The following is a 22,180-nucleotide window of genomic DNA, read 5'->3' as shown; positions in this document are numbered from 1 at the left end:
GGGTGAGCGGTGGATGTGCGGTTGCGGCGGTCGCGCGGTCAGAGCGTGGCGTTCGCGTGCCAGTCGCGCAGGAACGCGTCGACCAGGGCGTACGCCCGGGGCCGCAGGGCGAACGATTCCTCCCGGCGGCGGCGGGCCATGTGGCACAGTGCGTCGGCAGCCTCGTTGAGCGGGTGGCCGCTGTGGCCCTTCACATGCGCGAAGGTCAGGTCGGGGCGGTGGGCCACCTGCTCGGCAAGCCGGACGAGGGTCGGTTTGTCGGACCAGCGGCGTTGCCGCAGGCTGTAGCCGACGGGCATCGCGTCGGTCTCGCCGGCCTGCCAGCGGTGTAGGTATCGCAGGGCTGTCAGGCTGTCCAGCAGCACGGTCATGCCCGCTGGCACTTCCTCGTACCCGGTGAGCAGGTAGTCGACCGCGCGCAGTTCGTCGACGAGCACCCGGGACTTGCCGGTCGGGTCGAGCCGGCCGGTGCCTCGCCCGAGCAGACCGTAGTGGCCGTCGCTGACCATGTACCCGATGCCGCCGGAGCGGCCCTTCCAACTGGCGTCGGTCGCGGCCACCAGCGGACCGGACGCCGGCGCCCAGCGGACCACCCTGCCGCGCCCGCGCTCCTGGTCGGAGTGCGGCGCGCAGTCGGCCATGCGCTCGGAGTGCTCGGTGTGCTCGGCGGCGAGGCGCTCGGCGGTGTCGAGCAGTTCGCCGGCCGAGGCCAACTCGTCGTAGTCGACGGCGGTGAGTGCCAGGTGGACGGCATCACCGACGCGTTGACAGTCGTCGCAGCGGCTCGCGCGGGTGTAGGGACGAAGGACGAGGACGCGCTCGTGTAGCGGCGGGGGAGCAGGGCCAGGGCGCGGAGGAACTCATCGGGACGCACGACGCCTCCTGACGTCTTGTGATGGGGACACGCTCATTGAGTTCTCACAGCTCCGACACGTCGGTCACGACGGCGGTCAACTTGTCGCCGGAGCGCTTCGTGCTGGCCGTCTCCTCCTGCTGGACGGAGGCGGAGTCACCGGTCACCTCGAAGGTGTTGATGATGGGGTCCTCGGCGCCCCTGACCTCGTACGTCACCTCGTAGGTGCCGGACGGGTCGAGGCCGTCGCCGTTGTAGGTGACGTCGATCCGGTAGGTGATGTTGCAACCAGCGCTGCCAAAGCACTGCTTCCGCAGGGTCTTGACCGCGAGCTTGAAGTCGCCCTTCGTCGGGGTGTCGTAGGCCGGAGCAGCCGGCGCCGTCGTTGCGGGCGCGGTGGTCGGCGCTGCGGCACTGGTGGGGGTGGACGCGCTAGGGCGGGACGCGGTGGGGGCTGCATTGCCCTGATCGGGCTGCTCCCCGCCGTTTGTCGTGGCCAGCAGCACGCCGCAGCCGCTGAAGCAGAGCAGCAGCACCAGGACAGCGCCGGCGACGATCCACCGGAGAGGGGACTTCGGCCGGGTGACGGGCTGCGTGCTGGTGATGCCCACGGTTTGGGGTTGAGCCGACGGCTCGGTCTGCGGGTCCGGCTCGTGCTGGGACTCGGTCACGGTTTTCTCCTGTTCGAGCGGCGGTGGGGATAGCTGGTCCGGGGATGCTGTGGAGCTGATGTCGTGGACGGATCAGGCCGACGGGATGCCGACGACCTCGACCTCGACGCCCTCGTTGCGCAGGGACTTCATCGCCCGGTAAAGCGCGACCTGGGCGAAGGTGAAGAGCGAGTCCACGGTGAGCGGCTTGCCGGAGCCGAGCGCGATCGCGTAGATGACCTTGCGGGGTCGGAAGCCCGGATCGATGACCCGCCCAGACGGCTGCCGCTTGACCATCTCGACCAGTGCGGTGCGGGCGTCAGCCTCGTACCGCAGTGCGTCGACTGACACCTCGCCCTGAGCGAACAGGTGGCTCAACGCCGAGCTGCCCTTGGCGCGCTTGACGTGGATCAGCTCGTCGCCGGGCCCGAGCAGGTCGCAGGCCTCGATACGGCGGGGGTGCTGGTTCGTCCGTAGCAGCTGCCGGTCAAGCAGGGTAAGACCGCAGACCTCCGCGGCGTGGACGTTGTACTTCGCCTCGTCCGTCAGATCGGTGGTCCAGGGAGGGAGTGCGAAGCTGGCTGGTCCGGCCAGGATCTGCTCGATCTCGTCGCGGAGGAACTCGCGGTGCCGGTCGCCGATCTCGTACCAGCCGCCCTCATGTAGCAGGAGTTGACTCTCACCATGTGCGAGTTGCGCGGTGATCCACTGCGACGCGGCAGTGGAGCCGATCTCCTCCTCGCCGGCCGCGTCCGCGTAGAGGGTGACGCGCCCGCCGCAGAGCGACGTCCACCGTTCGCCGTCCGGAACGCCCTCGGTCTTCGCGAGCACGTCTGCCAGCGTGAGTTCCGCCAGGCGCACCGGGCGGAGGCCGGACTTCTGCACCCGAAGCTTGTACGACTTGACCCGCTCGATTTCGCTGAAGACCCGGCCCGGTACGGCCAACCCGACGTCCGCAGGATCCGGTGACGCGAGCAGGCGGTCCAGTTGCTCCTCCACCTTCGACAGCCGTGGGTCCCGGGCGGGCACCGGTCGGATCTGGGTGATGAACTCCAGGTCAGCGAAGGGTGCTTCCTGCTTGCAGACCCGGTTGATCTCCCGCAGGTCAGCGAGCAGGCTCGCGGGTTCGACACCGAGGTGGATACGCAGGCTATCGCTGCCCTCGACCGGGGTGGCCTTGCCCGTGGACCGGCAGACGGTCAGGTTCTTGTTGAACGTCCGCCCGCAGACCTGGCCGACGATCTCGCCCCACTTGTCGATGCCGTACATCCGAATGTGCTGACCGCCCGGGACCATGTTGCGGTCGACCCGGCCGGTGGTGCCGAACACCCTCCGGCGTACCTGCTTGATCTCGTCGGGAGCGAGCGAGCGCACCGCGAAGCCGATCCCGAAGCCCGAGTTGGCCAGGTCCAGATCGACCATGTGACGGCCGACGGTGCCGTAGGCGAGCGCGTAGACGTGGTCGTCGACCGCGACGAGCAGCGCGGCACCGCCACTGCTGAACCCGAGGTCGGTCGTCTCCCCGGTCAGCGAGGCGAGCACGTCGCACCAGTCGGCCCGCTGGCGCGGCACCGTCCCGTGCACCAGCAGCGCCGGCGCGCCGGCCACCAAGCGCTCCTCGACCGTGAAGCTGTGCTGTCGCACGTAGCGGTGGTTCACCGCGTCGTGCAGACCATCGACGGTCGGCGCCACCCGCTCAAGCTGGTAGACCGACGTCAGGTAGGTGCCCTCCGGCCGTTCGGGCAGGTCGAGGTCGAAGAGGGTGGGCGTTTCGTAGGGCGGACGGGTGACGTCCTTGCGGACGACACGGCGGTTGGTCGGTCTGGTCGTGGTCGGCTGGCTCGCACGGCGCACGTCGATCTCCTCGCGTTGAGAATCGGGGTGGCGGTGGTGCGGGGGGAGGGGTGCGCCGAGGGCGGGCTTCGCGGGTCCCGCCCTCGGCGCGAGGGGTCAGCTCAGGGCGACGGTGACGCCGCCGGAGAACATCGAGTCGTGCAGCTCGAGCTTGGTGAGCTTGACGTTCTTCGGGATGTCGAAGATCACGACGCCGTTGACCTGGTTGCCGGGGTTGATGTCGTTGAGGAACGTCTCGGCGTTCTTGTTGGCGTAGATCGCCGCGCCGGAGTCGGCGGAGTATTCGGTGCCGTCGGCCGCGTACGCCTTCTGGCTGCTGCCGTCGAACATCTGCGCTTCCTTGCCGATGTTCTTGACATTGACGGTGACCAGGCAGAACTGGCCCTGCGCCTTCGCGCCGACCACGTCGGTGCCGATCTTGGCGACGCCGCACTTGGACGACTTCACCGTGAACTCGAACTTCCCGTCCCGGGCCGGCTGACCGATCTTGGCGGTCTTGGCCGGCTTCTCCTCGCTCTTGGCGCCGCCCGCGTTGTCACTGGCGCCGCCCGCGTCGTTGCTGGAGTTGCTCGCATTGTCGGTCGAGCCAGCGCCGCAGCCGAGGGCGACGACAGCGGTGGCGAGCAGAGCGAAGGTGGCCATCTTGCGCATGGGGGTACTCCTGTCGTTACGAAAAGGGGGATGCCGCGGCTTCGTGCCGCCGGCTCGGTGATGCCGCTGAATCAAAACAGCTACGAACGCGTCAGTGCGAGCACAAACCCATCGAAGCACTGATAACCCGGGTTACCAGAGATGCAGCTGGACCGAGCGCCGGCAGGCGTCTACTGTCGACGCGACCGCAGAAGGCGTTCCGGGAGGGAGACGATGGCCGTGAACACCCTGCTCACCGACCTGATCTCGCTGCCTGAGGTTGCGGCCCTGGCCGGTGTGCGCCGTCCGGTCGTCACGACCTGGCGCCGCCGCCACCCATCCTTTCCGGCCCCCGCTCAGGTCGAGGCGGGGCGCCCGCTCTTTAAAGCACGCGACGTCGTCGAGTGGTTGGTGGAGACCAATCGAGCGGTCCGCTCCACCATCGAGCCCGACCTTCGGCTCCACCTGCTCGCCTGCCTGCCACTGCAGGCCGGCGTCTCGACAGGTGTCGGCCGTCGTCGCAATCTGCGACCGCAGGAGTTGGTGGGCACGATGACCGCGCTCATCTGCCTGCACCACCTCGATGACGAGCCGCTGCGCCCCGCCGGCTACACGGACCGGCAGGTGATCGACGCCCTCCGCGAACGAGCGGCCGAGGCCGACTGGGACGACGAGCTGCTGCGCAGCGAAATTGACACCCTGCCGTCGGACGCCGCCTGGCTCGCTGAGGTCGTCGACGAGCTGATCGAGGCCGCCTGGGGTTGCGCCCAGGCGTACGAGCGTGTGCTCGCCGCCCGACAGCGGTTCGGCGTGCAGGCGCTCTACGAGGAAGCGGTCACGCCGCAGCTAGCCCGATTGATGGCCAGCCTTTCCGGTGCCCGGGAACGCGCCGACGAGCAGGGGTACCTTCAGGTGGCCGACTATCGGGCTGGTGCTGGTGATCTGCTGATGGCGGTGCGGCATGAGCTCGGCGATCACGAGCCCGTGGCGATCCACGCGGCCGACTCCGACCCGTTCCTGGTCCGCATCCTGCGTCGTCGGCTGGCGGTGCAGGGCCTGTCACGCGGCAGCTGGCAGGTGGAAATCGCGCCGGGCCCGGCCACGGGCAGCTGGCCCGCCGATGTCGTGCTCGTGCACGTGCCGTACCGGCCGTCCGAATCGCGCACCGACACAGACCCGTTCGCCGAGATAAACGAGGTCGCCCGTGGGCTCGCCCCGGGCCAGACCGCCGTGGTGCTCGGGCCGGCGGAGCTGCTGGTGGACGCACTGCCGCCCTATCGGACGGCGGCCCGCTCCCGTAATGAACTGCTGAGCACCGGTCGGGTCGAGGCAGTCGTGCAGCTTCCCGGCGGCCTTGCATCCTTTCGGCCCGGCTACCGGACCGCGCTCTGGGTGCTTCGGAGGGAGGATCCGTCACCGTGGCAGGGGCGGGTGCTCCTCGCTGATGTCGCCGACCGCGCGTTGACGGAACGTGTCGTGGACGAGCTCATCGTCGACATCGTGACCTGGCGGCGGAACGGGCACCGTCCCGAGGAGCACCTCCGGGCGTACGCCAGCCAGGTGAACATCGCCGATCTCACTGCGCCCCGACGCCCCCTCACGGCCCGGCGGCCAGCCCGTGCGCGGGACGCCGTACGCGACGGTCGGGTGACGGTCGCCGAGGTCACCGAGATGGAGGTCGCGCTCGACGACCTCGCGGGGCCACGGCCACGCCTGCGCAGCCGCCTGGCCGCGCGCGACGAACGGGAGCCACCCGTCACCCGGTCGATCAGCGCCCTGGTCCGCAGCGGGCACCTGCAGATCGTCTCCGGCGTGCGGGTCGCCAGGGAAGACGCGCTGACGGACGGCCACCATCCAGTGATCGGTCCGGACGAGGTGGTCGGGCGAGCGCCGATCGGCTCCCGGCTGATCGACCGTGTGGTCTTCGCCGAGCGCTACCCGAGGGCGCGCCCGACAGAGCCGGGGGACGTGATCGTCAGCCTGACGCCTACGCTGCGGGCCCATCACGACGAGGAGGGCTTCTCCGTTGTCGAGTTCCCGACCCGGGTGGTGCGGATCCTGCCCGACGGGCGATCCGGGTTCACGCCGCGGGTGCTCACCGCGCTGATCAACGCCACGCCGCAGCGACGGGCACCCGGCGCGATACGGCCCTCGTCCCGGCTCACCGACCTGCAGCTCCCCCTGCTGGCACCGGCCGACGTCGCCCGCCTCGATGCGCTGCTCGCCGCGTCGGAGGTGCGTCGTAACCTAGCCCGCCGTGAACTCGATCTGCTTGACGACCTCCACCGCCGCGCTGTGGCCGGGCTCACCGACGGCACCCTGACCATCGCGGAGGGGCTGCCACTGACTGGACCGCCCCGCACCGAAGAGCAAGACTGACCGCACCGCAACGAACGCAAGGAGCAGCATGCCCCCCAGGAAGAGGGCTGCCGGGCAGAACGCACTGCCCGGCATGCCGACCATGGCCGACCTGCGCGACACACTCTGGAAGGCCGCCGACAAGCTCCGGGGCTCGATGGATGCCGCGCAGTACAAGGATTTCGTCCTGGGGCTGGTCTTCCTCAAGTACGTCTCCGACTCGTTCGAGGAACGGCGCGAGCAGATCAGGCAGGAGGTGCTCGACCAGGGCATCCCTGAGGACCGGGTCGACGCCTTCCTCGACGACGCCGACGAGTACGCCGGCCAAGGCGTCTTCTGGGTGCCGGAGGAGGCGCGCTGGACGTACCTGGCGGAGCGGGCCAAGGGCGGCGAGATCGGGCTGCTGCTCGACCACGCCATGGACGTCATCATGAAGGCCAACCACTCCCTGCTCGGCGTGCTGCCGAAGATCTTCAACCGGGACAACGTCGACCAGCGGCGTCTCAGCGAGCTGGTCGACCTGATCACCGACGCCCGCTTCACCGGTCACGGAGATCGCCCGGCTCGGGACGTGCTCGGGGAGGTCTACGAGTACTTCCTGGAGAAGTTTGCCCGCGCCGAGGGCAAGCGTGGCGGCGAGTTCTACACCCCGCGCAGCGTCGTGGGGCTCCTGGTCAAGATGCTGGAGCCGTACTCGGGACGGGTCTACGACCCCTGCTGCGGCTCCGGTGGCATGTTCGTGCAGGCGGAGAAGTTCGTGCTCAACCACCGGGGCCGGCGCGACGACATCGCCGTCTACGGCCAGGAGCTGAACGAGCGCACCTGGCGGCTGGCGAAGATGAACCTCGCTATCCATGGCATCTCCGGCAACCTCAGCCCGCGCTGGGAGGACACCTTCCACGCCGACAAACACCCTGACCTGCGCGCCGACTTCATCCTCGCCAACCCGCCGTTCAACATGTCGGACTGGGCCCGCAGCGCCCAGGACCCGCGCTGGCGCTATGGCCTGCCACCGGCCGGCAACGCCAACTTCGCGTGGCTGCAACACATCGTCTCGAAGCTCGCCGAGCGCGGCACCGCCGGTGTCGTTCTCGCGAACGGCTCGATGTCGTCGAAGCAGTCCGGCGAGGGCGAGATCCGGGCGGCGATGGTCGAGGCGGACTTGGTCGCCTGCATGGTGGCGCTGCCGCCGCAGCTCTTCCGCACCACGGCGATCCCGGTCTGCCTGTGGTTCTTCGCCAAGGACAAGGGGCCGCAGGGAGCGAAGAAGCTGACCGACCGGCGCGGGGAGGTGCTCTTCATCGATGCCCGCAACATGGGCACGATGGTCGACCGCACCGAGCGTATCCTGACCGACGACGACATCGCCAAGGTCGCCGGCATATACCATGCCTGGCGCGGCACCGCCTCCTCCCGAGTTGAGGACCGGAAGTACGAGGACGAGCCCGGCTTCTGCTACTCGGCGACGCTCGACGAGATCCGTGAGCACGACCACGTGCTCACCCCGGGACGCTACGTGGGGGCGGCGGAGGTTGACACGTCCGACGATGAGCCAATCGCCGACAAGATTGAGCGGTTGAAGAAGGAGCTCGCTGCTCATTTCGACGAGTCCGGCCGCATCGAGCGTCTCGTCCGCGCGCAGTTGGAGCGCCTCGATGTCTGAGTCGACGACCCTTGGTGCACTTGTTGCCGCCGGCCATTTGGAGCTAGGCGATGGCTACCGCACGAAGCGGTCAGAGCACGGGCAGCCCGGGCTGCCGATCCTTCGCGTCGCGGAAGTTCTTGACGGGACAATATCGCCCGCCTCGGAGGACTATGTCAGCGATGCCTACCGGCGAGCGATGGGCGCAAAGGTTTCACAGGCCGGCGACGTTGTCTTGACCACAAAGGGTACCGTTGGTCGAGTCGCCACTATTCCCGAAGGGTCCCCGGAATTTGTTTACAGCCCCCAACTCTGTTACTTCCGTGTTCACCCCGGTTCGCCACTGAGCGCTCGCTACCTGTACTACTGGTTTAAGAGCGACTTCTTCTGGTCTCAGGCCGGATCGCGGAAGAGTCAGACGGACATGGCTGATTACATCAATCTTGCAGATATCCGGTCTCTTCAAATTTCTCTTCCGTCTCCGTCTTCTCAGCGGGCAATCGTCGAAGTGCTCGGGGCGTTGGACGACAAGATCGCAGTCAATGATCAAATTGTCCAAAGCTCTCATGGGCTCATCCAGGCGCTATGGACGAAGTTGGCACTCGGTGCCCAGGACTTCGTGCGGGTATCGGACGTGGCAGTAGTTGATAAGGGCTTATCGTATAAGGGGGAAGGTCTCGGCGGAGGTGCACCGCTTGTTAATCTCGGCAATTTCGGTTCAGATGGCCGATTCAAAGTCTCTGCTCTGAAATTCTATGACGGAGAGTCGAAGGATCGTCATTGGGTCAACCGCGGCGACCTAATGATGGCGAACACCGACCTTACCCAGCGAAGAGATATTCTGGGTCAGCCGGCACTGGCATTGATCAACGCGGACAAGGCCCTATTCACACACCACGTATTTGTGATCCGGCCGGGTGTCGGGTTGGAGGACGAAAGGCTCTGGCTCTACGGTGCGTTCCGGGATCCGCTCTTCCGCGACCGCGCCATGACCTACGCAACGGGAACTACTGTCTTGGCGCTACCGCGAGACGCAGTTCTCTCATACAAGTTGCCATGGCCCGAGCAGGCGGCCAGACGGAACTGGACGGGCATCTCCCAGTCTCTCGTGGACAGTTCGAACGCCCGCTCTGAGGAAAGTCGTCAGCTATCGCAACTGCGCGATTCCTTGTTGCCGGGGTTGATGTCGGGCGCGATTAGCGTGCGGAGTGCGGAGAGGGTTGCGGAGGACGCGTTATGAGCGCGAACAGATCCTCGCAGTTGCAAGACATGACGGAGGCGCAGTGGGAGGCGCTCGCGTTGGAGGCGTTGGCCGAGGTGAGCTGGGAGTACATACCCGGATCGTCGGTCGCGCCCGGGACGGGGGAGCGTGAGTCGTGGGCAGAGGTGATCTTGCGGGGCCGGCTGCGCGACGCAGTCGCCCGGCTCAACCTGCAGCTTCCTCCGGCGCAGGTCGACGAGGCAGTCGCTCAGGTGCTCACCGCCCAGTCGCGGGATGCCGTCACCGAAAACCGGCGCTTGCACGAGCTGATGGTCAAGGGCCTGCGGTCCGTGGTCTACACCGACCAGCACGGTGCCGAGCACAACCCGATCGTGCGGCTCGTCGACTTCCGGGACGAGGCAGCGAACGACTACCTGGCCGCCAACCAGGTGACCGTGACCGAGGGCGATCACAAGCGCCGCTTCGACGTCGTCTGCTACCTGAACGGGCTGCCGGTCGGGCTGATTGAGTTGAAGAAGGCAGGCGACGCCTACGCCGATCTGAGGGGTGCCCACCGGCAGGTCGGCACCTACGTCGAGGAGTTGCCACTGGCCTTCCGGGCAAACGTGGTCTGCCTGGTCTCCGACGGAATTACCGCTCGCTACGGCACCGCCTTCACCCCCTTCGAGCATTTCGCCCCCTGGAACGTCGACGACACCGGCGAGCCGGTGCCGCAACCCCCGAAGCACGACGACGACGTGGCGCTGAACCTGGCCCTCTATGGCCTGTTCACACCGCGCCGGTTCCTGGAACTGCTCCGCGGCTACATCGCCTTCGCCGACGGCGGAGGCGGCGCAATCAAGCGGATCGCCAAGCCCCACCAGTATTTCGCGGTGGAGAAGGCCGTCCGTAAGACGATCGAGGCGACCCGCAGCGACGGCAAAGCCGGCGTCGTGTGGCACACCCAGGGCTCCGGCAAGTCGATGGAGATGGAGTTCTACGCCCACCAGGTCGCAACCCACCCCAGCCTTGGCAACCCGACCATCGTCGTCATCACCGACCGCACCGACCTGGACGAGCAGCTCCTGGAGGCCTTCGCCGCGAGCGAGCTGCTGCCGGAGCGGCCGGTGCAGGCGGCCACCCGGGAGGGCCTCCGCACCGAGCTGACCAACCGCCGCACCGGTGGGGTCATCTTCACCACCCTGCAGAAGTTCGGGCGTACGCGGGAAGAGCGCGAAGCGGGCCGCCACCACCCGCTGTTGTCGGACCGGCGCAACGTCATCGTGATCGTCGACGAGGCTCACCGCAGCCACTACGACAGCCTTGACGGTTACGCGCGGCACCTCCGTGACGCCCTGCCGCACGCGACGCTCATCGCCTTCACCGGCACGCCGATCTCCCACGTTGACCGGGACACCCAGGCGGTTTTCGGCAACTACATCGACATCTACGACCTGACCCGCTCTGTGGACGACGGTGCCACCGTCCGGGTCTACCACGAGAGCCGGCTCATCCCGGTCGACCTGCCCGCCGATATCGACCCGGAGACCATCGACGAGCGAGCCGACACTGTGACCGCCGGGCTGGACGACGCCGAGAAGGCCCGCCTCCAGCGCAGCGTCGCGGTGATGAACGCCGTCTACGGTGCCCCCGACCGGGTGGAAGCCCTCGCCGCCGACCTGGTCGCGCACTGGCAGACCCGCTCCGAGCAGATGCGCAAGTACATCGGTGGGCCTGGCAAGGCGATGATCGTCTGCGCCACCCGGGACATCTGTGCCCGTCTCTACGACGAGATGATCGCGCTACTGCCGGACGGTTGGCATTCGGACGCCGATGACCTCGGCAAGATCAAGGTCATCTATACCGGTGGACCGGACGACGAGCCGCACATCCGCAAGCATGTCCGACGGCCGTCACAGACGAAGGTAATCCGGGCGCGGGCGAAGAACCCCGACGACGAGCTGGAACTCATCATCGTCCAGTCGATGCTCCTCACGGGGTTCGACTCTCCGTCGTTGCATACGCTCTACCTCGACAAGCCGATGCGCGGCGCGGCGTTGATGCAGGCGCTCGCCCGGGTCAACCGGACCTTCCGTGGCAAGGAGGACGGTCTGCTCGTCGGGTACGCCCCGATCACCCAGAGCCTGCACGAGGCGCTCGCCGAATACACCAAGAGCGACCAGGACGCCAAGCCCGTCGGCCGGGACACCGACGAGGCGGTGGCCAAGCTGCGGGACCTGCACGGCGTCCTCTGCGAGACGATCCTCGCCGGTTACGACTGGCGGGGTGTGCTGGAGTCCGGCGCAAAGAACGCCTTCATGAACGCCGCCTTCGGCACCATCGATTACCTGCGCGACCCGAGCCTGCCGGAGAACCAGCCGGAGCCGGGCGAGCCGAATCTCGCAGAGCGCTTCCGGCGTGCCGCTGCCACCCTCGACCGGCTCTATGCACTCTGCTCCAGCAGCGGCGACATCAACGACCTCCGTGACGACATCGCGTTCTTTCAGGCCGTACGTGTCTGGATGGCCAAGTTCGACGTGGAGGACCGCCGCTCGCGAGGGCTGCCTATCCCGGCGGAGGTGGCGCTGTACCTGCGGCAGCTGACTGCCGGCGTCATCGAGGCGGGCGGGGTCACCGACATCTACGCCGCCGCCGGCATCGACCGCCCGGACCTGTCTCATCTGGACGAGGCGTACCTGGAGCGACTGCGGGCCTCAAAGACGCCCAATCTGGCAATCGAGGCCCTCCGTCGAGCCATCGAAATGACGATGCGTAAGGTGACCAGGCACAACGTCGTGCGGCAGGAGGCCTTCTCCGCACGGCTTCTGGAGCTGATGCGCCGCTACACCAACCAGAACCTGACCTCGGCCGAGATCATTGCGCAGCTGGTAGCGATGGCGAAGGAAGTGAGCGCCGAGGCCGAGCGGGGTCAGCAGTTCAGCCCCGCGCTCACCGACGACGAGTTGGCCTTCTACGACGCGGTCGCAGAGAACGAGTCGGCCGTCGCGGCAATGGGGGACGGGCAACTCGCCGCCATCGCTCGCGACTTGGTCAAGTCCGTCCGCCGGTCCATCACCATCGACTGGACCTCCCGCGACGACGTACGCGCCAAGCTCCGGTCCACCATCAAGCGTCTACTCGCCGTGCACGGCTACCCCCCGGACGCTGCCGAGGAAGCCATCCGGCGTGTGCTCCTGCAGACCGAAACCTTCGCCGAGGAGTGGTCACCCGACGCGCTAAGCTGACCGATCTCTCCAACACCGTCGAGAGGGCACCCTTCATGCCATCGCGTCCTCGATCAGCGCCCGTTACGGCCTTGTGGTCCCGTGCAGATTGGCTCGCGTTCAAGGCGGTCGCCGATGAGTGACCTGCGTGCCGTCGTCGAGCAGTGCGTGGAACGGCAACAGCGCTACCGCCAACCTGGCCAGCGGCTCAACGAGCAGAACACCAAGGCCGCTCTAATCGACCCGGTGATCCGGGCACTTGGCTGGGATCTCTTCGACACCGACGAAGTGCACCGTGAATACAAGCGGAGTGGTCACGAGAATCCGGTCGACTACGCCTTGCTGCTGCTGCGCACCCCGCGGCTGTTCATCGAGGCGAAAGGGTTGGGGGAGAACCTCGACGATCCGCGCTGGGCCAATCAGACCATCGGCTACGCGACGATGGCTGGCGTGGAGTGGGTCGCCCTGACCAACGGTGCAGAGTGGCGGGTCTACAACGCTCACGCCCCAGTGCCGATCGAGGACAAGCTTTTCCGTTCGGTGCGGCTGGAGAACGACATCGATGCCGCGCTCGAGTTGCTGTGCCTGCTCAGCAAGGAAAACATGGGGGACAACCGGATCGAGCAACTGTGGAAGAGCTACTTCGTTGACCGGCAGGTCCACGCCAAACTGACGGATCTGTTCGCCGGATCGGATCCCGCGCCCGGACTGGTTGACCTGCTTGACAGCCGAATGCCGAGGCTGAGCCGCGAGGAAATCCGCCAGAGCCTTGTCCGGGCGCGGGCCACCTTCGACTTCCCGACGTCGATGGCTGTAGCCGCGCAGGCCCAAGCGCCGCCCTCTCCACCGCAGGCGTACAAGCCTCCCGTGCAGCGGTTGGCGCCCGAGCCGGCCCCGCCGCCGGCGGCGTATCAGTCGCCCCCGACCAGAAGCTCGAAACGAGGATCACCGGTGACGCCGAACGAGCGGAGGCTGAAGCTCGTGGATCTTCTTGCAGCTGGGCGGCTGCGGCCGGGGACTACGCTCTTTGGCCGCTACCTCGGTGAGCAACACACAGCGGAGCTGTTGGCGGATGGTCGGGTCCACTATCGGGAAGACGTTTACAACTCACCCTCCCGCGCGGGGGAGGCGGTGAAGATCGCGATTCATGGCCGGGACATCACCGATACCCGCAAGGCGACTGACGGGTTCGACTTCTGGCAGGCGCAGGATGCGGTAGCGGGTGACGTTGTCAAGCTCAAGGAGATCCGCCGTCGCGTCGCCTCGGGCAGGTAGCAATGCCATCTGGATGGCTTGGACTGTCCGACATCATTGCTGTGCTCGATGACGAGCGGTCGCTCGACGATCTGCGGCGGTACTTCGCTACCGGCCCGCAATCCTGCTTGTTCACCGGCAGTCAGTTTGAGGCACTGGGCGGCGACCCCAAAGGCATGTTTCGTGACGTCGTGACCGCCGAGGACTTGATCGCTGTCGAGATGTTAAGCGTGCGCGTCCCGCCCATGGTCGCGCTCGAACTCCTGCAGGGCGAGCTCGGTCAGCAGATCAGTGATGAGCTACGCGAGATACCGATCGCTGTGGACCTGAGCGATGAGAAGGCAAAGCGGCACATCGACGACAACGGACCGGCAGACCGTGCGTGGCACCTCCTTATGGGCTGTCATGGCGTGAACAAGACCATCGCGGGGAAGCTTCTCGCCCGCAAACGACCGAGGCTCATCCCGGTCTATGACAATGTCGTGGCCTGTGCCCTGCGCGGCCGCCGTGGATTTTGGCTCTGGTTGTACGACCAGCTCCGGGCCGACGGCTTCAGCCTGACTCACCGGCTGCGGAGACTTCGCGCCGAGGCCGGTATCCCAACTCTGGTGTCCGACATCCGAGTACTCGACATCGTGCTCTGGATGCGTCACCAGCCTCAACACCAGCGCATGAAGTGCCCTGGCATGACGATACCGAGGAGAGCTGAAACGGACCTCCCGCTGCAGCATTAAACCGTATCGTGCAGCTTATGTGTGAAGAGGGCCACTTGCCTGAAGGTGCGGTCAACCTCTTTGGGTAGCCTTCAACGAAGATTCGCCAGCTTTCAGTAATGCTGCCGGATTTTAGATTCATGATGACATAATGCCGCTGTTCTCTCGCGGATCCGGGAGCGCGAATCCGCAACAGATGACGACGAGTAACTGAGCCCAGACGCCCAGCGCGCCCGGCAGGAGCACCGGGTGTGCCGGGCACGGCTACCGCTCAGCGGATGGACTTGTGCACGTGAACGAAAACGGACCAGGCGGCGGGTGAGAAGGTGAGGGCCGGTCCGGCCGGGTCCTTGCTGTCACGCACCGCGACGACACCGGGCAGGTTGTCGGCGACCTCCACGCAATCGCCTCCGTTGCTAGCCACTGCGGGTGCTCTTGCGCCACTCGGCGTCAGCCAAATCAGCCATGGTGGACCTCCCCAATGATCTTATCGATGAGCCGCCTCGATTGTGCCTCATCAAGGGTCAAGTCATCGAGGCTCGCCCACACCTGCTCGTAGGCTGCATACTCTTCGGGTCGGTCCAGGTAAAGGGCTCCGGTCCGCGACTCGCAGTAGACGACTGGGGGCTCGGGGATGGTCCGTTTGCCGGTCGGGAAGTCGAGGATGACGAAGGTCCCCGCCTCCGCGCCTCGGTGGGTCCCAGCGGTCAGCGGGAGCACTCGGACCGCGACATTGGGCATCTTCCCGATCTCCAGTAGATGACGAAGCTGGCCGGCCATGGTTGCTGCGTCGCTAACCCTACGGAGCAGCGCCGCCTCAGCCAGGATTACCTTGAGTTTGGGTGCCCGAGGCAGTCGCCGATGGAGAAGAGCCTGCCGTTGCAGTCGTGCCTCGACCAAACGCTGGCGTTCCTCCTCCGTCACCGCGTGACGATGTAGGTAGATCGCCAAGGCATAGGCGCGCGTTTGGAGCAGTCCGGGAATCAGCGCTTCATCGAAGCGTCGGATGAAGGACGCGGCCGATTCCAGGCCGACGTACAGCTCGAACCAGCCGGGGACGGCGTCGCCGTACGAGTGCCACCAGCCCTTGGCCTTGGTCTCGGCGGCCAGGGCGGTGAGGGCGCCGGCCAGGTCGGGCGTCGCCGCGTACAGCTCGCACATGGCCTTGACGTCGAGTGTACGGACCGGGCCGAGGCCGGTTTCGATCCGCCACATCTTCTGCCGGCTCCACTGCGTCGCCTCGGCCGCGCCGTCCAGCGTCATCCGCGTCTCGGTGCGTAGCTCGCGCAGCGCCCGCCCGAGTTGCCGTCGCGGCACTGTCGATCCCATGTCGTCGGCCATCGGCTCCCGCCCTCTCCGTGTTGCATTTTGTTGCATCCGGACGCCATCGGTTAAACGCGCTGCTGTTGCCCCCGGGTATCAATTCCCTGGGCGGCTATCACACAGATCAATTGCGTCTCTGGCCATACAAGACACCCCCGACATGGGCCATGAACGCGCCATCAATACGCGCGTCTGATCGGCCTGCTGTCGGTGCAATGGTGTAACGGGAGGTCTGCTCGGCCGGACGTCGTTGGAGACCATCATCGGGATGGGCGCGACCCGTACGCGAGGGTGATGCCGCACCACGACGAGCCGCCTGATGGTCCGCGCGTGCCGGCCCGGCACGTGTCCCGTGCCGGGCCGGTGGGCGGCTGTGGAGTGGTCAGCGGGGACAACATCCCTCAGGCGGCGACTCCGGGGAACACCACGAGCGATCCGTCGCTGCTTCGCTCGATCTCGATCGCGACGTCAGCTTGGTGACTTACCAGGTTGAGATCATCGCCGAAGGCGCGAAGGCGATATGTAGACTTGAGTAGGTCGTCGACCTCGCCCTGGGTGAACATGATGCTTCTGAAGCCGCCGTTACGCTTCAACTCAAGAGTCGACAGCCGCAGTAGGACTCCGTTGATGCCTGATTCCAACTCGTCGACGCGGCGTTCGTCGTCCTGCAACGTTCCGACGAAGCTCTTGAACGGATTGCTCGTCCCCGCCAGCTGAGCGTGTTCAACTGCTTGCAGCACCATCACTCGACGCTTGAGAGCAATGGCGAGTCGCGCGAGCTCCAGGTGTGCGCGGAATACACCGCCCTCCTCGTTGATGCCGGGGAAGGCAGTCGTCAGGGCGCCGACCTCCACCGGACCGTCGGGCAGCGCAGCCAACGCATCATGCCATTTGACGAGCCGACGCTTCGCTCGTTCGATCGCCGTGCTGATCGCGTACGACGAGGAGTCCAGCCCCAACGACAGGCCGACCCGGCCCTGGTCGAGGAGAATCGACGTCGCCTTGTCAATCGCGTCACGACAACCGTCCAACTCGCTGCGTTCGGTCTCCAGACTGTTCTCGTGCAACTGCTCCAGCAGGTCGTTGATCCGCTCGATTGCCTTCTGGCGTTGGTGATCGGCGTGGGCGCTGACGCCGACCGCGACGGCCATCAGCACCAGCGGCGCGGCCACTGTCAACATGCCCGCGCTCGCCACTGCTATACCGGCCGTGGTGGCCGAACCGGTTGCGGCACCCGCGACAGCGGCCCTGCTACACACGGGATGAAAGGTGGCGCCAGCGACGATGCGGCCAGCCGAGTTGACCAGCGGGCCGCGAACAGCTCCCGCGGCCGCCTTCGCGGCCATGGGCCGGACAAGTCCCTTACCGACCTGCGCGGCGACCTTCGCCGGCACCACCATCCGGTAGAGCACGTCGCCGGTAGCGGCGACGTTCAGCGTCGGAGGCGCTGACTTCGCGGTCTGCGTCACGAGCTGTGACAACTGCTGAGCGAGCGGACTGGCCGCATGCAGTGGAGTTCCGCCGCTCCGGTCGCGCTTGGTCGAGATCGGATGCGCTTCCAGCGTGGCGATCGGGGCATCCGCCAGCGTGGCCAGGACTGTCCTCAGCTCTGCGAGTCGAGCCGGTGTGATGCCCTCATCACCCAGCACGTCCGGCACGCTCACGGCGTCCGTGGCGAGTGTCCATACCGGCACAGCGGCTTTGCCATCAGCGGTCACATTCTGTCCCTCCTGAGACTGCACATCACCATAAGCGGTGGTAGCGACGCCAACAACAGCCTCAGGTCGGCGTACGTAACCATTGCCCAGAATGTCGCCGCAATTCGCTATGCGGTGACTGGCGCCGTTTCGGCGTTAGGGGTGGCTGTGCGCGGTCGCCAGAACTGGTCCTCGGGGCGGGTGCTCAACAGGTCGTCCAGTTCGCCGTCATCGCCGGACCACAACTCGTCATCGCCGGGCGGGTCGAGCACGTAGGCGGTTGTCCCGGCGTGGGTGAAGGTGCGAGGCGACCATCAGCGACAGCGGGTGGCTTCCGCCCACCGACAGCGCCTCCACCTGCACGGCGGCTCGGGCGAGTTGCCCGTGGATGAAGCTCGGCGACTGGTGAGTGCCCTTGCACTCCAGGATCACGATCCTCATTCGCCTGCGGGTCTTCGTGGCGTGGTGGCCGAGCAGGAGGTAGTCCGGCCGCAGCTTGGAGCGCGAGACCGACTCCACCGCGCCGATGCCGTCCACGAAGCCGGCCTTCAACGCCACCTCTACGTCGACCGCGTGGAGCGTCCAGCCCCGATACTGCCGGCGCAGCAGATTCTTGGCGACGACGAGGGCCAGGCCGATGCCCAACTGCTCGGATTGGGTCACCTTGTGGTGTTGGGCGACCTCGTTGGCATCCGGCGTCAGCACAAGAAGCCCACCGCTTTAGGTCAGCGTGGCGCAGTAGCGGACGGCGGCCCAGTGCCGAGCCACCTGCGACAGCGGGGATGCGGTCAACAGGGCGGTGGCCACCCCCAGCTCATGCAGCACCTGTGCCGGGCTGGTCCGCATCCCGCCCTTGCCGACGTCCACCGGCGTCAACGTCTTTGGTGCCAGTAGGCCTCGCGCTTCTTGGCGTGTGCCGTGGCGTACCGGAGCACGTCGTCGACGAGTTGGGGGGAGGAATGCAGAGAAGAGTCGGTGTACGGGACGAATTGCTAGGCGCGGCGGCGGGTCACAACGAGACGATGACCGGCTGGACCTGGACGTTCTTGGTCAGCTGCTGCGGCGAGGGGACGGGTGTGCTGATGTTGACAGATGTGCTGTAGCCGTAGATGACGGCCCCGTCGAGGTGGTTCGCGCCCGGCCAGTTCGACTCCAGGCGGACCGCCATCTGGGTAGGAAGTTGGTCACTTCCTCGGCGCACGACCGGATCAGGACGACGCTCGGGGTGGCGGTCAGGTGGGTGGCCAGCATTCGGGCCAGATTTTTGTAGATCCAGCCCCAGTCCTTGGCGCAGGCCTCGGCGTCACCGCTCTCCTCGTCGTTGCCGTGTGCGCGGATGCACAGCGGCTCGCCCGCCTGCACCCCGGCCAGGTAGGTGGCCAACTGCCGATCCGCCTCGGCCTGCGTCAGGCCGGCGTCGATGGGCAAAAGTGCACCCCAGGCATCCGCACCCGATTCAGATCCTTCAGATTGCCCACGCGTGTTCGGATCCTGTGTGGCCACGATGAACATGACACTCTCCGTTTGCGCGAGTCGTCTGATTCAGAGCCGCCGGAAGCAGATCATCGGCAGTCGAAGAATCACCCTGTCGGCTATCCGGCTCAAAGGCTTCTGCTGATGGCGGGAAACTGTCGACTAACCCGGAGCCCGTCCCCTGGCACCGCTCATCCGCGCGAAATTCCCAGAAGCGAAACCGGCGAACCGCGGAACGATCTTGAGCAATGGACGGCGAGGTGCTGCAGCAAGTTGCTTGCCCCAGCTTGCGAGCGTTAGGTGAGCGGTCCGAAGTGGACGTACGGCTGAGGTGACCTGTGGGCTCAGTCGATATGTTGGTCGGCATGGCGTACCGGAACTACACGGCCGATGGCAGTTACTGGACGGTTCGCAAGCAGGGTTCCATCTATTGGGTCGCCCGCATGCGTCGAGTCGACGGGTCCTACGAGTGGCTGGACACCTGGGGCGGCTACGAGCGCGCCGGTGCCGCCGCCGGTGCGGCCGCACAGCTCGCCTACAACCAGGCCCGGGAAGACGTGCTCAAGGAGTTGGTCAGAACGTTGCACACCGCGCTGGACGGAGCCGGTCTGGGGGCGTTGCCCACTCCCGCGCCGGTGCGGCCCCCCGACCGGTCGCAGCTTCCGGCGGCCGTCGAACTGGACGAGCCTGAGGACTGACCGCGGGTAGGCGGGGCGAATGCTGTTGGTGGAGGCGGAACGCGAGGTCGAAGTGGCACCGGACCTGCTGCCTGCCACCCTCGCCCGCGCCGGCGTCGTCCTGATTCGGCAGGGGTCAGTTGCCGAAATCAGGGCGCTACTTGACCGCTGGACGGTCCCGGTCGACCATCCTCACCAGGTCGCAGACGGACTGACCGTCATCGCACCCCGCATCCGCACCAACGATGGCGACAACGAAGCCGGCTTCACCGATCTGCCCCTGTTGCCGCACACCGATCGCAGCCTGCACGCGCAGCCACCGAGTGTGCTCGCCACGCTGATGCTCGCCCCGGCTAGGGCCGGGGGAAGCGCAACCCTGGTGGACGGTGCCCGGGTGCTGACGCTCGTCGGCCGTCGGGCCGACGAGGCCGCGATCGCCAATCTGCGGCTGAAGACGACGACCGGTCAACCCGGCCCACCTGTTGTCGAGTTCACCCCCGACAACGCTCGCATCCGCTACCGCGATGACCGGATCGCCCGTCCGGACAGCAGCGACGGGCGTACGGATCTCGTGACCGAACTACGTCGCCTGATCTCTGAGACGACCCGATCCCTGCACCTGGGGGCGGGCGACGGCTACCTCGTACACAATCATCGCTTCTTGCACGGGCGACGGGCCTTCATCGGCGATCGGCGTTTGGTCCGGTTCCTGGCGAGCGTCGATAGCGACCATCCGTATGCCTGGTTGAACCGGGGGTTTTCGATTGCGAGTTCCTAGACCACGCCCGACACAGTCGTCACCGCAGAGCCGCGCCCAACTCGTCGCCGCGCTGTCGAGAGTGCCGCCGCCGACCGACGCGGCCTTTCCGCAGGCGGTCCGAGCCGTCATCGAGGCGTACTCAGATCCCGAGCCGCTACTTCGAGCCATCCTCGACGATCACGCCGTTCGGACCCGGTCCCGGTTCGCGGCACTCTACGCGCTCCTGCTGCGATTGCGACGCGAGGAACGCCACGCCGAGTACGGCTCGGTCGTCCGAGATTGCGAGGACGAGTTTGGAGCCGAGCCCTATTTCCACACCTTTCGCGCGATCGTGGCCCGGGCCAAGGGTGACCTCGCCTCGCTCCGCAGTTCTGTTGAATACTCCCGCCAGGCAGTCGCCTCGATGCCTGACGTGGCTGCCGTGGTCCACCAGTTGGCGGCGTTCTGGATCGAATACCTTGAACGGCTGGAGGAGCCCGGCCCCGCACGTAACCTCGACGAGGTGGAGCGGCACGTGGACCGGGCAATCACTTTGACCCAGGGTCGCATTGCACACTATTTCGAGACGAAGGGTCGGGTGCTGGCGCTGCGGGGGGAGTTCGAGGCGGCCCGGGCTGCCGTTGGGCAGGCGATCGAGCTTGAGCCGCGCGCCTCCCGGGACCACCTGCGCCGAGTCACCCAGTACCAGTCGAGCCGTATTCGGATCGATTTGATGCAGGAGCGTGCCCGGTGGGCCCAGACCCACGCCCGCTTCCGCACAGAGTTGACCGAGTTCAAGGGCCAACAACTGCAACTCCTGGGTCTGCTGGCAGCCGTGGTGGCATTCATCGCCACCGCCAGCAACATCGCCAGCCAGAGCAGCGGCGTAGAGGGCATCCGGCTCATGCTCGTGGCGTCCGGCGCGATCGGCGTCGTTTTCGGTACGTTTTCCCTTGTCAACAACAGCCGTGTTCGCCGGGTGGCCGCAGCGGTCGTCATCGGGTGCGCCATGATCGGGGCGGGAATGTTCGTGCCAGCCTCGTGGATGTTATGAGAATTGGACCAGCCATGAAGGTAGGAGAAGCGATCACCTCCGCCGGGGGCACGCGGGCGAACGAGGACCGTGTCGGCCACCGCGGCACCCTCGCCTGGGTTATCGACGGCGCCACCGACCTGTACGACGACACCGCACTGCCCGCAGACAGTGACGTGCAATGGCTTGTCGACATGATCGGGGAGCGGTTGGCTCGAGCCGGCGCCAACGACTATCGAGCATCGGCCGGAGCGCTGCTGACGTCAATTGCCGCGGACGTGGCCCGCGAGCAGGCGGCCCTGTCATTCCCCGCGAGCAGGGTGCCGCCGGCCTGCTCGATAGCGGTCTGCGTCGACCAGGGCACCGGCTACGACCTCGCCCGCATCGGCGATGCGACCGCCGTCGTCGAGGGCGCGCGGTCGGTGGTCCTGTCCACCGGCTATTTCGATCGTCGCGAAGCCGCAGCGGTAGCGACGAATGAGGGCGAGGCGGACCGGGTCGTCGCAGCGATGCACCAACGCCGGCTGCACACGATGACGTCAGGTGATGTCGAATCGGTCTTCTCCGGACACCCGGAACGCCGGCTTCGCCCGCACACCCTTCGCGCCGAATGGACGGGCACCGACTGCATACTGCTGTGCACGGACGGCTTCGCCCGGCTGGTCACCGATTACGGGCTCTATTCCTCGTGGACTAAGGTGATCGCCGATGCGCGCGATCGAGGGCTGCATTACCTGGAGAAGCTGATCAGGGATGCAGAAAGCAAACCCGGCAGTGGCGGCGGTCGGTTCAAGCGGGCGGATGACATCGCCGCACTCCTGCTAACCACGAACTGACCTCGCGCCGACGGAAGGACCGC

The 22,180-nt window shown here is 66.6% G+C and carries 20 protein-coding genes and 1 pseudogene; 11 read left to right on the top strand and 10 right to left on the bottom strand.

What is annotated here, in order from left to right:
* Positions 1 to 38: 38 nt before the first annotated feature.
* The gene (locus tag ACLQ28_RS29085; protein WP_425689447.1) at positions 39 to 560 is read right to left on the bottom strand and encodes a ribonuclease HI; all 522 of its coding nucleotides are present in this window, start codon (positions 558 to 560) and stop codon (positions 39 to 41) included.
* 60 nt (positions 561 to 620) lie between these two features.
* Here ACLQ28_RS29085 and ACLQ28_RS29080 point away from each other — a divergent pair, with 60 nt between their 5' ends.
* The gene (locus ACLQ28_RS29080) at positions 621 to 827 is read left to right on the top strand and encodes a hypothetical protein (protein ID WP_425689446.1); all 207 of its coding nucleotides are present in this window, start codon (positions 621 to 623) and stop codon (positions 825 to 827) included.
* Between the two features lie 91 nt (positions 828 to 918).
* Here the strand turns inward: ACLQ28_RS29080 and ACLQ28_RS29075 are convergent, their stop codons facing one another.
* The 3 genes from ACLQ28_RS29075 to ACLQ28_RS29065 all read right to left on the bottom strand — a co-directional run bounded on the left by ACLQ28_RS29075 (position 919) and on the right by ACLQ28_RS29065 (position 4,008).
* The gene (locus tag ACLQ28_RS29075) at positions 919 to 1,524 is read right to left on the bottom strand and encodes a hypothetical protein (protein WP_425689445.1); all 606 of its coding nucleotides are present in this window, start codon (positions 1,522 to 1,524) and stop codon (positions 919 to 921) included.
* 72 nt (positions 1,525 to 1,596) lie between these two features.
* Positions 1,597 to 3,357 carry a DUF6119 family protein gene (locus tag ACLQ28_RS29070; RefSeq protein WP_425689444.1) on the bottom strand — a complete coding sequence of 587 codons (1,761 nt, stop codon included), beginning with the start codon at positions 3,355 to 3,357 and terminating at the stop codon, positions 1,597 to 1,599.
* A 96-nt stretch (positions 3,358 to 3,453) separates the two neighbouring features.
* Positions 3,454 to 4,008, bottom strand: coding sequence for a DUF4352 domain-containing protein (locus ACLQ28_RS29065; RefSeq protein ID WP_425689443.1), 555 nt, complete (start codon positions 4,006 to 4,008; stop codon positions 3,454 to 3,456).
* A gap of 213 nt (positions 4,009 to 4,221) precedes the next feature.
* Here ACLQ28_RS29065 and ACLQ28_RS29060 point away from each other — a divergent pair, with 213 nt between their 5' ends.
* From ACLQ28_RS29060 to ACLQ28_RS29035, 6 genes are all read left to right on the top strand, one after another.
* Positions 4,222 to 6,366 carry a hypothetical protein gene (locus ACLQ28_RS29060; RefSeq protein ID WP_425689442.1) on the top strand — a complete coding sequence of 715 codons (2,145 nt, stop codon included), beginning with the start codon at positions 4,222 to 4,224 and terminating at the stop codon, positions 6,364 to 6,366.
* A gap of 28 nt (positions 6,367 to 6,394) precedes the next feature.
* Positions 6,395 to 8,008 (top strand): type I restriction-modification system subunit M, encoded by a 1,614-nt coding sequence (locus tag ACLQ28_RS29055; RefSeq protein WP_425689441.1) that lies wholly within the window; start codon positions 6,395 to 6,397, stop codon positions 8,006 to 8,008.
* The gene (locus ACLQ28_RS29050) at positions 8,001 to 9,227 is read left to right on the top strand and encodes a restriction endonuclease subunit S (protein ID WP_425689440.1); all 1,227 of its coding nucleotides are present in this window, start codon (positions 8,001 to 8,003) and stop codon (positions 9,225 to 9,227) included. Before ACLQ28_RS29055 ends, ACLQ28_RS29050 begins: the two co-directional genes overlap by 8 nt.
* Entirely contained in the window at positions 9,224 to 12,433 is a 3,210-nt protein-coding gene (locus ACLQ28_RS29045) for a type I restriction endonuclease subunit R (protein ID WP_425689439.1), read from the top strand. Before ACLQ28_RS29050 ends, ACLQ28_RS29045 begins: the two co-directional genes overlap by 4 nt.
* Positions 12,434 to 12,547: 114 nt before the next feature.
* Positions 12,548 to 13,687 carry a hypothetical protein gene (locus ACLQ28_RS29040; protein WP_425689438.1) on the top strand — a complete coding sequence of 380 codons (1,140 nt, stop codon included), beginning with the start codon at positions 12,548 to 12,550 and terminating at the stop codon, positions 13,685 to 13,687.
* Positions 13,688 to 13,728: 41 nt separating this feature from the next.
* Positions 13,729 to 14,400, top strand: coding sequence for a DUF6308 family protein (locus ACLQ28_RS29035; protein ID WP_425689437.1), 672 nt, complete (start codon positions 13,729 to 13,731; stop codon positions 14,398 to 14,400).
* A gap of 250 nt (positions 14,401 to 14,650) precedes the next feature.
* Here the strand turns inward: ACLQ28_RS29035 and ACLQ28_RS29030 are convergent.
* The 6 genes and pseudogenes from ACLQ28_RS29030 to ACLQ28_RS29005 all read right to left on the bottom strand — a co-directional run bounded on the left by ACLQ28_RS29030 (position 14,651) and on the right by ACLQ28_RS29005 (position 18,827).
* A pseudogene (locus ACLQ28_RS29030) lies at positions 14,651 to 14,846 on the bottom strand (DUF397 domain-containing protein).
* Complete coding sequence (locus ACLQ28_RS29025; RefSeq protein WP_425689436.1) at positions 14,839 to 15,720, bottom strand: helix-turn-helix domain-containing protein; 882 nt, start codon at positions 15,718 to 15,720, stop codon at positions 14,839 to 14,841. Before ACLQ28_RS29025 ends, ACLQ28_RS29030 begins: the two are co-directional and overlap by 8 nt.
* A 383-nt stretch (positions 15,721 to 16,103) precedes the next feature.
* Positions 16,104 to 17,420 (bottom strand): hypothetical protein, encoded by a 1,317-nt coding sequence (locus ACLQ28_RS29020; protein WP_425689435.1) that lies wholly within the window; start codon positions 17,418 to 17,420, stop codon positions 16,104 to 16,106.
* A 228-nt stretch (positions 17,421 to 17,648) separates the two neighbouring features.
* Positions 17,649 to 18,104 (bottom strand): hypothetical protein, encoded by a 456-nt coding sequence (locus ACLQ28_RS29015; protein ID WP_425689434.1) that lies wholly within the window; start codon positions 18,102 to 18,104, stop codon positions 17,649 to 17,651.
* 15 nt (positions 18,105 to 18,119) lie between these two features.
* A complete protein-coding gene (locus ACLQ28_RS29010) occupies positions 18,120 to 18,266 on the bottom strand; it encodes a hypothetical protein (protein WP_425689433.1) in 147 nt (48 codons plus the stop codon).
* Positions 18,267 to 18,449: 183 nt separating this feature from the next.
* Positions 18,450 to 18,827, bottom strand: a complete 378-nt coding sequence (locus ACLQ28_RS29005; RefSeq protein ID WP_425689432.1) for a hypothetical protein — start codon at positions 18,825 to 18,827, stop codon at positions 18,450 to 18,452.
* 410 nt (positions 18,828 to 19,237) lie between these two features.
* Here ACLQ28_RS29005 and ACLQ28_RS29000 point away from each other — a divergent pair, with 410 nt between their 5' ends.
* The 4 genes from ACLQ28_RS29000 (at position 19,238) to ACLQ28_RS28985 (ending at position 22,157) form a co-directional block, all read left to right on the top strand.
* Positions 19,238 to 19,570: a hypothetical protein gene (locus ACLQ28_RS29000; protein WP_425689431.1), complete on the top strand. Its 333-nt coding sequence runs from the start codon at positions 19,238 to 19,240 to the stop codon at positions 19,568 to 19,570.
* Positions 19,571 to 19,589: 19 nt separating this feature from the next.
* Positions 19,590 to 20,327, top strand: coding sequence for a TauD/TfdA family dioxygenase (locus ACLQ28_RS28995; RefSeq protein ID WP_425689430.1), 738 nt, complete (start codon positions 19,590 to 19,592; stop codon positions 20,325 to 20,327).
* 214 nt (positions 20,328 to 20,541) lie between these two features.
* A complete protein-coding gene (locus ACLQ28_RS28990; RefSeq protein WP_425689429.1) occupies positions 20,542 to 21,342 on the top strand; it encodes a hypothetical protein in 801 nt (266 codons plus the stop codon).
* Positions 21,291 to 22,157, top strand: coding sequence for a protein phosphatase 2C domain-containing protein (locus ACLQ28_RS28985; RefSeq protein WP_425689428.1), 867 nt, complete (start codon positions 21,291 to 21,293; stop codon positions 22,155 to 22,157). The genes ACLQ28_RS28990 and ACLQ28_RS28985 overlap by 52 nt, the downstream gene beginning before the upstream one ends.
* The last annotated feature ends 23 nt before the right edge of the window (positions 22,158 to 22,180 follow it).

Origin of the sequence: Micromonospora sp. DT201 (genome assembly GCF_049841575.1) — a bacterium.
Taxonomy (GTDB): Bacteria; Actinomycetota; Actinomycetes; order Mycobacteriales; family Micromonosporaceae; genus Micromonospora.
This window is presented reverse-complemented; position numbering and strand designations above follow the sequence as displayed.

Excerpts from the sequence above, each read along its gene's own strand:
- ACLQ28_RS29055 (WP_425689441.1), top strand. The coding sequence starts at position 6,395 with ATGCCCCCCAGGAAGAGGGCTGCCGGGCAGAACGCACTGCCCGGCATG.
- ACLQ28_RS29000 (WP_425689431.1), top strand. The coding sequence starts at position 19,238 with ATGGCGTACCGGAACTACACGGCCGATGGCAGTTACTGGACGGTTCGC.
- ACLQ28_RS29060 (WP_425689442.1), top strand. The coding sequence starts at position 4,222 with ATGGCCGTGAACACCCTGCTCACCGACCTGATCTCGCTGCCTGAGGTT.
- ACLQ28_RS29065 (WP_425689443.1), bottom strand. The coding sequence starts at position 4,008 with ATGCGCAAGATGGCCACCTTCGCTCTGCTCGCCACCGCTGTCGTCGCC.
- ACLQ28_RS29040 (WP_425689438.1), top strand. The coding sequence starts at position 12,548 with ATGAGTGACCTGCGTGCCGTCGTCGAGCAGTGCGTGGAACGGCAACAG.
- ACLQ28_RS29025 (WP_425689436.1), bottom strand. The coding sequence starts at position 15,720 with ATGGCCGACGACATGGGATCGACAGTGCCGCGACGGCAACTCGGGCGG.
- ACLQ28_RS29045 (WP_425689439.1), top strand. The coding sequence starts at position 9,224 with ATGAGCGCGAACAGATCCTCGCAGTTGCAAGACATGACGGAGGCGCAG.
- ACLQ28_RS29050 (WP_425689440.1), top strand. The coding sequence starts at position 8,001 with ATGTCTGAGTCGACGACCCTTGGTGCACTTGTTGCCGCCGGCCATTTG.
- ACLQ28_RS28995 (WP_425689430.1), top strand. The coding sequence starts at position 19,590 with ATGCTGTTGGTGGAGGCGGAACGCGAGGTCGAAGTGGCACCGGACCTG.